We start from the raw sequence: 10,012 nt of genomic DNA, 5'->3' as shown, positions 1-10,012 counted from the left end.
CCGGAGCCGGTGGCGCGCACGGCCCGGCCGATCGGACGCCGCGCGACGATCACCACGGTGAGCACGGCGGCGCCGGCGACACCCCCGATCAGCCACGGCGACCCGAGCCGGTCGCCGAGCCCGGCGAACTGTCCCGAGCCCCGGCCGGCCGCGGCACGGGGCGCGGGGGAGGCGCTCCGTGCGGGAGGCTTCGCCGCGTCGGCGTTCTCCTCGGGCAGGACACCGAACTCCACGCCGGGCCCGTCCGCATCCTCCGGCAGGATCAGCGGGAAGCCCGGGGTCAGCTGGTCGGGGCTCACGAAGGCCGAACCGTCCGGCAGCTGACGCCCGCTGTTGAGTACCAGGATCTCCTCGAACCGGTCGCCGTCGCCCAGGGTGCGCTGCGCGATCCCGAACAGCGTCTCCTGCTCGCCGCCGTTCTCCTGCGCGGACTTGACCACGTAGTACTTCGTCACCTCGTCGGCCCGCAGCGCCCGGGAAGGCTGCATCCGCACGGCCGCCAATGCCGGTGCGGAGTCCAGAGCCCGTACGGAATCGGGAGCCCGTACGGATCCCAACGCCTGCGCCGGTGCGGGCAGCGCCAGCCAGGTGACGGCCACCAGGCCGCACACCGCCGTCACCCGTGCCGTCGTGCGCCACGGCGCCGGCCGCCGCGCTTCGTTCGTCGTCCTCGGGGCGTCGCGCATCTTTCTCGTCCTCCTCCGTACGGGGCCTGGTGACGCGCACTGCTGATGCGTCGGCCGTCACACGCGCCGAGCCCCGGGTCGGTTCAACGAGCTGAACCGAAACGTCGACCGCCCCGTTAGGAGGTGCCGAACGGGCGTGTAGCCGGGAGGAGTTGGAAATGGCGCGTCGGCACTCCACGGGCTGGGAGGTGCTCGGGTTCGGGGAGGACCCGACCCCCGGGAACCCGGAGGCGATCAGAACACTGGCCAGGACCTATCAGGAGCTGGGCGACGGGGCGGGCGAGGCGGTCGACCTGCTGCGCGACGACGGGGCGCTGCGCCGCGGCAAGGGCCAGGCGATGGACGCCCTGAAGACACGGATCACCAAGGACCTGCCGGGGCTCCTGGAGAAGACCAGGGACTCCTTCCGCACCGCCGCGGGCGCCTACGACGAGTACGCGAACACCCTGACCAGCGCCCAGGACCTGCTGGACCGGGCCATCGACCAGGGCCAGGAGGTCGCCGCCACCGCGAAGACGGAGGTCCCGGCCCTCGCGGCGGACGCCACCCCGGAGCAGGCCGAGACCCACCAGACGCAGCAGGGCGAGGTGAACGCCGCGAAGGAGGCGCTGTCCGCCGCCGAGGAGCTCGGCCGCGCGGCGCAGCGGATGCGCGAGGACGGGTCCAACAAGGCCACGGTCATCCTCGATGACGCCGCCGAACAGGCCATCCCTGCACGGGACTTCGTTAAGAAGTTCGGTGACTTCCTCGCGGACAACCCGCTGGTGGAGATCATCGCCGGTGTCATCATCGGCATCGTCGCCGTGTTCTTCCCGGTCGTGGGTCTCATCCTGGGCGCGATCCTGTTCGCCGTGTCGGTGATCCGGATGGTGTCGCAGGGCAAGATCGACGCCGGTGAGATCATCATCGGCCTGCTCACCCTGGTGCCCGGTGGTGTGCTGCTCGGCGGGCTCGGGAAGATCGTCGGGGCGGCGGGCAAGCTGGCGAAGTTCGCGCCGTTCCTGGCCAAGGTGGGCAAGGGCGTCGGGACGGCTTCCGGGGCGGTCTCGGCGGCCCTGAAGAACTCGACGTTCGTCCGCAAGATCATCGACCCGCTGGCCAAGGGGCTCGTGGGTCTCAAGACGTCCCCCGGTCTGGCCCTCGGCGCCAAGTTCGCGATCGATGTGACCACCGAGTTCTCCCTCGGCTTCCTGGCGAGCGGGATCACGGCGGCGTTCGACGGGAAGAAGTTCGACGCGGCCTCGGCCGCCACGGGCGCCGCGCTCGGCGCCGCCACGGCCGGTGCCCTCACGCTGTTCGGCGGGACGAAGTTCGCCACCAGCATCAAGGACGCCTTCACCACCAAGGGCAAGTTCAAGAGCAACATCGACAAGGCGTTTTCCGTGAACAGCCTCGGTGTCGTCGACGGCAAGTTCAAACCCACCAACGTCCTGTTCTCCGACACCAAGGGCGCGCAGAAGACCGGCTTCCACGGCATCAACGGCACGACCAAGTCGGACCCCGCCACGGGCGAGGTCAAGACGAAGGTCACGACCCCGGACGGTGCGAAGACCGAGTCGAAGATCACCCCGCCCGGTCCCAAGGCCGACCAGGTCCAGGCCCCCGACGACCTGCCCTTCGGAGTCCCGGCGCCCCAGACGTCGACGACCACCACGACACCCGACGGGTTCACCTCGACGACCGCGAACGGCACGAACACCATCAAGAGCCCGGACGGCGACGTCATCACCTCCAACGGCGCCACGACGACGATCGACACCCCCATTCAGGGCCCGACCACGAAGGAGAAGATCATCGGCGGGCTCGGTGGCGAGTTCGCGCCCGCGCAGTCGGAGAAGCCCGCGCTCTCCACGGAGCTGGGCCCGAACGGCGGCTTCACGACCTCGGGGTCGTTCGGCGAGGTCTCCAAGGGGCCGGACGGTGCCACGACGTTCAGCTCGCCCGGCGGTGACGGCGGTGGTCCCACAACGGAGTTCACCGTGAACAACAACACGGTCTCCACCCCGAACGGCCTCACCCTGACCGACAACGGCGGCTCCACGACGGTGGGCGGTGGCGGGCTCACCACGGACAACACGAACGGCGTCAACTCGGTCTTCAACGGCCCCCCGGCGGGGCAGCCGGTGGCGACCCACAACCCCGCCGACGGCAATGTCGACATCAACTTCGGCAACACCACGCTCAACGGCAACGCGGGGAACCCCGGGGGCGGATTCGCCCTGCCGGACGGCACGCAGGCCGACGTCGGCAACAACGGCAACGTGAGCGTCGTCAACGGCGACGGCGGCGGCCAGAACGTCAACCTGCCCCCGGCCAACGCGGGCGGCCCGGTCACCTTCACCGACACCAACGTGAACACCAGCATTCCCCCGGGCGGCGGCGCCACCATCACCACGCCGGGCGGCCCCGCCACCACGCTCGACAACACGGGGTTCACGGTGACCACCGGCGGCCCCACCCCCGACACGGTGCAGTTCAACGGTCCGGGCAACTCGCTCGACGTGACCCCGCCCGGCGGCCAGCCGCAGGTCTCGGTCGGCCCGGACGGTGGCATCACCACCGGCAATATCAAGACCGACGGCGGTGGCGGCGGTACGGCCACCGGCGGCGGGGGGAACGTGGAGTTCTCGCCCGTGGACATCAAGTTCAGCACGCCCGACGGCGGAACGGTCACCGTCAACCCGCAGGGACAGTTCGACCTGAACCCCTCCGGCACCCAGCCGCCGGTCACGGTCAACCCCAACGGGGACATCGCCGTGGGCCCGAACGGCGTCGCCCCGGTCACCTTCAACGGCCCCGACGGCACCGCCGTCACCACCAAGCCCGGCGGCGGCCTCGACGTGGCCCCGCCCGGCGGCCAGCCACAGGTCTCGGCGGGCCCGGACGGCGGCGTCACCGTCAACGGGATCACCACGGACGGCAACGGCGGCGGTACGGCCACGGGCCCCGGCGGCAAGGTCGACTTCTCGCCGCTCGACATCAAGTTCAGCGCCCCGGACGGAACGACGTTCACCATCAACCCCAACGGCAAGTTTCACGTCGACGGGATCAGCCACGGCGCGGACGGCGTCACCATCGGCGGCTCGACCACGGTCAACAACGACGGCTCGGCGAGCATCGCGCACGGCAACCAGGAGATCCACGTCGCTCCCGACGGCACCATCACGGCCAACGACGCGCAGGGCAACCCGGTCCCGCCGGCCGTGCCGCAGCCGACCCCCGGAAATCCGGTGAACGCGGGCAACACCACCATCTCCGTGGACAACGGCGGCGGCCACTCGGTCACCGTCCACGGCCCGAACGGCGCCACGGTGACGGTCGACAACAGCGGCACCACGACCGTCAGCAATGGTCCGATCCAGGCGAGTCATGGCCCGAACGGCATCGGCGGCAGCGTGGGCACCGCCAACCCGGTCCAGGTCAGCCAGGGGCCGAACGGTGTCACGACCGTCAGTCAGAACGGTACGTCGGTGAGTACGGGCGGAAACGGCCCGACCACGGTCGGACCGCAGGGCGGGCCCGCCTCGGTCACCGTCAAACCGCCGTCGGGCGGCGACCCCGCCCAGGTCACCACGGCCGACGGCAGCACCACCAGCGTCCACGACGACGGCACCGTCACCAAGTCCGCGCCCGCCGTAGTCGGCAGCCAGACGGTCAACACGGGCGGTCCGGACAACACCACGGTGACGGTCGACAACAGCGGCACCACGACCGTCAGCAATGGCCCGATCCAGGCGAGTCACGGCCCGAACGGCATCAGCGGCAGCGTGGGCACCATCAACCCGGTCCAGGTCAATCAGGGCCCGGACGGTGTCACGACCGTCAGTCAGAACGGTACGTCGGTGAGTACGGGCGGAAACGGCCCGACCACGGTCGGACCGCAGGGCGGGCCCGCCTCGGTCACCGTCAAACCGGCCGACGGAGGCGACCCGACGCAGGTCACCACCTCCGGCGGCAGCAGCACCACCCTGACGGGGAACGGCGCCCAGACGGACGTCAACGGCAGCAACACCGCGAACAGCACGATCAACAACGACGGCACCATCAGCAACAACGCCCCGGCGGGCCCCAACAGCACCGTTACCACCGGGGCGAACGGCACCACCGCCGCCGACAGCAACGGCAACTTCAGCGTGGACAACACCGGCACCGTCACCAACGGCCCGGTCACCATCACCGCCAACACCGACGCCAACAACAACCCCGTGGCCACCTTCACCGACACCTCAGCCGCCGGTGCGCAGGCCGATGTCGGCACCAACGGCGTCAACACCCAGGGCGTCAACACCACGGTCAACCCGGGCGGCGATGTCACCTTCACCCACCACCAGGCACCCGGCGGTCCGCCCACGACCGTCAACTCGGGCCCCGACGGCACGATCACCACACAGACCCCCGACGGGGCCGAGGCGAAGGTGCCGCCGCGCCCGAACCCCGCGGGCGGCGGTCCGGCGCCCGCACCGGCCCCCAGCACGATCACCAACGCCAACGGCGCCACCCTCTCGACGGACGGGCAGACCACCACATTCAGCAACGACGGGTTCACGACCACCATCGGCAACGACGGCACCGGCCCGGCCACCACCACCGTCCACCACGACTCCGGCGTCAGCCACACCGTCGACAACAACGGCCAGGCCACGGTCAACAACTCGCCGAGCGGCGCCGGCATCACCGGCACCAACACCCAGGTGACGGTGAACACCCCTCAGCAGGAGGGCTGGGGCCTGTTCGGCTCACCGGAGATGACCGGCGGCCAGAACACCCTGTCCAACGGCCCGGACGGGCCCACGATCACCACGCACGGTGCCGACCCGGTGCATGAGCCCGGCAGCACCGTCGTGCACGGCCCGAACGCGGGCGGACCCGACGGCGAGTTCTCCGTCACGTACGGACCGGCCACCGGCACCTTCGCACCCGGCGGCGTCACCGGCCTCGGCCCCTCCGGCACCCACGTCGACCCGGTCACCAACCTTCCGATCGACACGGCGGGCCACCCCATCGGCAACAACCCCGGCGAGACCTCCATCAGCACGGTCACCGGCGACGGCAACAGCGGCATCACCGTGCCCACGCCCGGAGGCGGCCCCGTCGTCCACCACGACGGCTTCTTCGGCGGCAACACCAGCGTGGACACCAACAACACCACGTTCGGCAAGAGCCCCGGCGACGTGGAGAACGCCGGTACGCCGGGCCAGAAGTCCGACATCCTGGACGGCCCGCACAACCCCTTCAACCGTGACCCCGCGCCGGGCCCCGAGACCTTCACGGTCGGCGGCAACGGCGGCGGTCCCTCCGCGGACATCCCGGTCGGCGGCAAGGGCGCCTCCACCGTCCACGGCGGCCCGTTCGACGTGAAGGCCAACGGCGACGGCACCTTCGACGTGTCCGTGCCCGGCAGCAACCAGCCCGGCGACACGGTCACCGTCGGACCGGACGGCACCCTCACCGGGCCCGGCGTGGCTCAGGCGCAACCCGGAGCAGGACAGGAGGGGCCCGCCGGACCCCCGCAGGTCACCTTCAGCAACAACACCACCGTGACCGGCGGGCCGGGAGCGGCGCCCGTCGTCACCCCAGCCGGCGGCGGCGGCGCCACCACCACTTTCGCAAACGGCGCCGCCACCACCACCGACCAGGCGGGCAACGTCACCATCACGCAGAACCCGGACGGCACCACCTCGTTCAGCAACACCGCCGGCGGTGAGAACACCACGTTCACCGTCACCAAGGACGGCGTGGAGGGCACGGTCACCACGACCGACAACAACGGCAACCCGGTCACGTTCGACGTCAAGGTCAACAACAACGGTTCCGTGCAGGTGAAGGACGCCAACGGCAAGACCCTCACCGAGATCGACGCCAACGGCTCCTTCAACGAGCAGCACACCGCGATCCACGACTACCACGCCTACGCGGGCGGCCCCACCTCCGTCACCGAGCTCCACGAATACGGCTACGAGGCCCTCACCAGCATCCTCAAGGGCGCCGTCGGCCAGGCCGTCAGCGTCGGTTACGAAGTGGGTGCCAAGGGCGCCGACGCGCAGACCACCCTGGAGAATGCGGGCATCAAACTCGGCTACGGCGTGGGCAATTCGCTGGCCGGCAAGAAGGTCGAGAACGACCACGGATTCAAGACCAAGGGCCCCGAGGTGCCGCTCGCCTCGCTTCCCACGAAAACCATCGGAGCGGTCAACTCCAACCAGGACACCGAATTGGCGAATCCGCCCGAAGAAGTCCCCATCAAAGTCTGAACCGAATGGCCGCACCCGTCGTGTGTAGGGCGCGGGTCCACGAAATGGTCCATGAAACAACCGTCCACACCAACGACTTGGAAACAGGAGACATTCCGATGGCCGATTACATCGTCAACGACGAGAAGACCAGCGCCGCCGCCACGCAGACCATGAACGAATACGAGATCGCGGTCGCCCAGCTCAACAAGATCAAGGCCGACCTGGACGCGCTCACCGCCGACGGCTACAACACCCCGTCGGCGAGGAACGACTTCCAGCCCTTCGTGCAGGAGTACACGGACAACTACGGCAAGGTCACCGAGGGCCTCACGGGCATCTCCGAGTACATCAAGAAGTACGGCGAGGGCATGACCCAGTTCGACTCCGAGATGGGTTCCAGCCTCCGCAAGTGACCCCGCCCGGACATCGGCCGGGCCGGCCCCCTCTCCGGTCCGGCCGGCCGATGTCCCGCACAACCTGGTGACCCCCGTGCCCAAGGAGCACTGACGATGCGTCTGACCGTCACCGCCGTCGACCCGGAGCAGGGTCAGACCGCGGACATCATGATCGAGGCCGACCCCGAGGCCCCCGCGGGCGAACTCGCCGAGCAACTGCACCGGCGGTTGCGCGGCGGCACCCCGGACACACCGCCCGTCCTGTACCACGGGGCCACCCCGCTGCCCGCCGACCAGCCGATGGCCGCCGCCGCCCTGCGCTCCGGCAGCCTGCTGTCCCTGGACGCTCCCGCACCCGAGGCGGGTCCGGAGCCGGACGGCGTCGTGGAACTGCGCGGCATCGGCGGCGCCGACGCCGGGCTGGTGTTCCGGCTGTCGCCCGGCGACTACGAGATCGGCTCCGCCGCGTCCTGCCGCATCCAGCTCCGCGCCGAAGGGCTCGCGAAGACCGCGGCGCGTCTGAAGGTGCACGCCGATGGCACCGCGACCGTACGCTCCGTCGACCAGGACGGCGTCACACGGGACGGCACCGAGGCGCGGGACTGGACGCAATGGCCGCTCGGCGGCGTCCTCACCGTCGGCCCGGCCCTGCTCGAACTGGCCGCGCCCACCGTGCCCGACGCCGCCCTCCAGCCCTCCGACGACGGCGTGGGGCTCGACTACAACCGGCCGCCCCGGCTGCTGCCCCCGCCCGTCAACAATCGCTTCCAACTTCCCGTACCGCCCGCCAAACCCACCCGCAACAAGCTCCAGCTCATGCTGATCTTCGCGCCGTTGATGATGGCCGGCGTCTCGTTCGTCATCTTCAACAACCCCAGGTTCCTGATCTTCGGTGTCCTCTCCCCGGTCGTCGCCCTCGTCTCCCAGTTCTCCAACAAGCGCCGCGGCAAGGAGAGTTACGAGGACCAGCTCAAGGAGTACGAGGAGAAGAAGGCCGTCCTGGAACAGGACGTGGACGAGGCGGTGCTCGCCGAACAGCACGCCCGCCGCCTCGCCGCCCCGGACCCGGCGTCGGCCCTCCTGATCGCCACCGGCCCGCGGCAGCGGCTGTGGGAGCGCCGCTGGCGCGACGACGACTTCCTGCTGATGCGGCTCGGCGTCGCCGACCGCCCCGCCTACGTGGAGCTCCAGGACCCCGCCGAGCCGGAACACCGCCGCAGGGTCGACCGCACCACACATGCCGTGCCCGTGACCGTGCCGCTGCGCGCCTCGGGCGTCATGGGCGTCGCCGGAGGCGACACCGCCGAGCCGCTGGTGCGCTGGCTGATCGCCCAGGCCGCCGTCCTGCACAGCCCCTCCGACCTGCGGATCTGCGTACTGTCCGGCACGGGCGGCGCGGACCGCTGGTCCTGGGTGCACTGGCTGCCGCACTGCGCGCCGCTCGGCGAGGACACCATCTCCCTGGTCGGCGCGAGCGCCGAGTCCGTGGGCCGCCGCATCGCCGAACTCACCACCGTGATCGCCGCCCGGCAGGCGGCCGGCGACCGGGCGCCGCGCGGCGGAGCCGTGGGCGAGCCCGACGTCCTGGTCGTCCTCGACGGCGCCCGGAGACTGCGCTCCCTGCCCGGCGTCATCCAGATCCTCCGCGACGGGCCGGCCGTCGGCGTGTACGCACTGTGCGTGGACGACGAGGCCCGGCTCCTGCCCGAGGAGTGCCGCGCCGTGGCCGTGGCCGGGCCGAAGTGGCTGCGCGCCGAGCAGGACAACGCCGACCCCGTCGACGAGGTCCGCATGGACGCGCCGACCCGCTCCTGGTGCGTGGGCGTGGCCCGCGCGCTCGCGCCGATCCGGGACGTTGGCGACGACGCCGACGAGAGCCTGCTGCCCGCCTCCGCCCGGCTCCTCGACGTACTCGGTCTCGAACCGCCCACGCCCGACGCCGTCGCCGCGCGCTGGGTGATCGCCGCCCGCAGCACCCGCGCCGTGCTCGGCGAGGGCGTGGACGGTCCGTTCGCCGTCGACCTGGCCGCCGACGGGCCGCACGGCCTGATCGCGGGCACCACCGGATCCGGCAAGTCCGAACTGCTCCAGTCCCTGGTGGCGAGCCTCGCCGTCGCCAACCGGCCGGACGAGCTGAACTTCGTCCTCGTCGACTACAAGGGCGGCAGCGCCTTCGCCGAGTGCGAGGACCTGCCGCACACCGTCGGCATGGTCACCGACCTGGACACCCACCTCGTGGGGCGGGCCCTGGTGTCCCTCGGCGCCGAACTGAAGCGACGCGAACACATCCTCGCGGACGCCGGGGCCAAGGACATCGACGACTACACCGACAAGCGCACCCGCCGCCCCGAACTCGCACCCATGGCCCGGCTCGTCCTCGTCATCGACGAGTTCGCGTCGATGGTGCGAGAACTCCCCGACTTCGTCTCCGGACTCGTCAACATCGCCCAGCGGGGCCGCTCCCTCGGCATTCACCTGATCCTCGCCACCCAACGGCCCTCCGGCGCCGTCACCGCCGACATCCGCGCCAACACCAACCTGCGGATCGCGCTGCGCACCACCGACACCAGCGAGAGCCGCGACATCATCGACGCCCCCGACTCCGGGCAGCTCTCGCCCCGCACTCCCGGCCGCGCCCACGCCAGGCTCGGCCACGCGGCGCTGCTGCCGTTCCAGACCGGCCGGATCGGCGGCCGCC

The 10,012-nt window shown here is 71.0% G+C and carries 3 protein-coding genes and 1 pseudogene; 3 read left to right on the top strand and 1 reads right to left on the bottom strand.

What is annotated here, in order from left to right; translation table 11 throughout:
* Nucleotides 1–686, bottom strand: a pseudogene (locus ABZY11_RS39470) (hypothetical protein); the annotation flags it as partial.
* A gap of 158 nt (nucleotides 687–844) precedes the next feature.
* Here ABZY11_RS39470 and ABZY11_RS39465 point away from each other — a divergent pair.
* The 3 genes from ABZY11_RS39465 to ABZY11_RS39455 form a co-directional block, all read left to right on the top strand.
* Nucleotides 845–6,937 carry a hypothetical protein gene (locus tag ABZY11_RS39465; protein ID WP_356483792.1) on the top strand — a complete coding sequence of 2,031 codons (6,093 nt, stop codon included), beginning with the start codon at nucleotides 845–847 and terminating at the stop codon, nucleotides 6,935–6,937.
* A gap of 98 nt (nucleotides 6,938–7,035) precedes the next feature.
* Nucleotides 7,036–7,332 carry a WXG100 family type VII secretion target gene (locus ABZY11_RS39460; RefSeq protein ID WP_072489588.1) on the top strand — a complete coding sequence of 99 codons (297 nt, stop codon included), beginning with the start codon at nucleotides 7,036–7,038 and terminating at the stop codon, nucleotides 7,330–7,332.
* A 96-nt stretch (nucleotides 7,333–7,428) separates the two neighbouring features.
* A partial coding sequence (locus ABZY11_RS39455) for an FtsK/SpoIIIE domain-containing protein (protein ID WP_356483791.1) occupies nucleotides 7,429–10,012 on the top strand: 2,584 nt, incomplete at its 3' end.

Origin of the sequence: Streptomyces sp. NPDC006510 (assembly GCF_040611955.1) — a bacterium.
Classification (GTDB): Bacteria; Actinomycetota; Actinomycetes; order Streptomycetales; family Streptomycetaceae; genus Streptomyces.
This window is presented reverse-complemented; position numbering and strand designations above follow the sequence as displayed.

What these genes read in the sequence shown, in the direction of transcription:
- ABZY11_RS39460 (WP_072489588.1), top strand. Translation starts at nt 7,036, where the DNA reads ATGGCCGATTACATCGTCAACGACGAGAAGACCAGCGCCGCCGCCACG.
- ABZY11_RS39465 (WP_356483792.1), top strand. Translation starts at nt 845, where the DNA reads ATGGCGCGTCGGCACTCCACGGGCTGGGAGGTGCTCGGGTTCGGGGAG.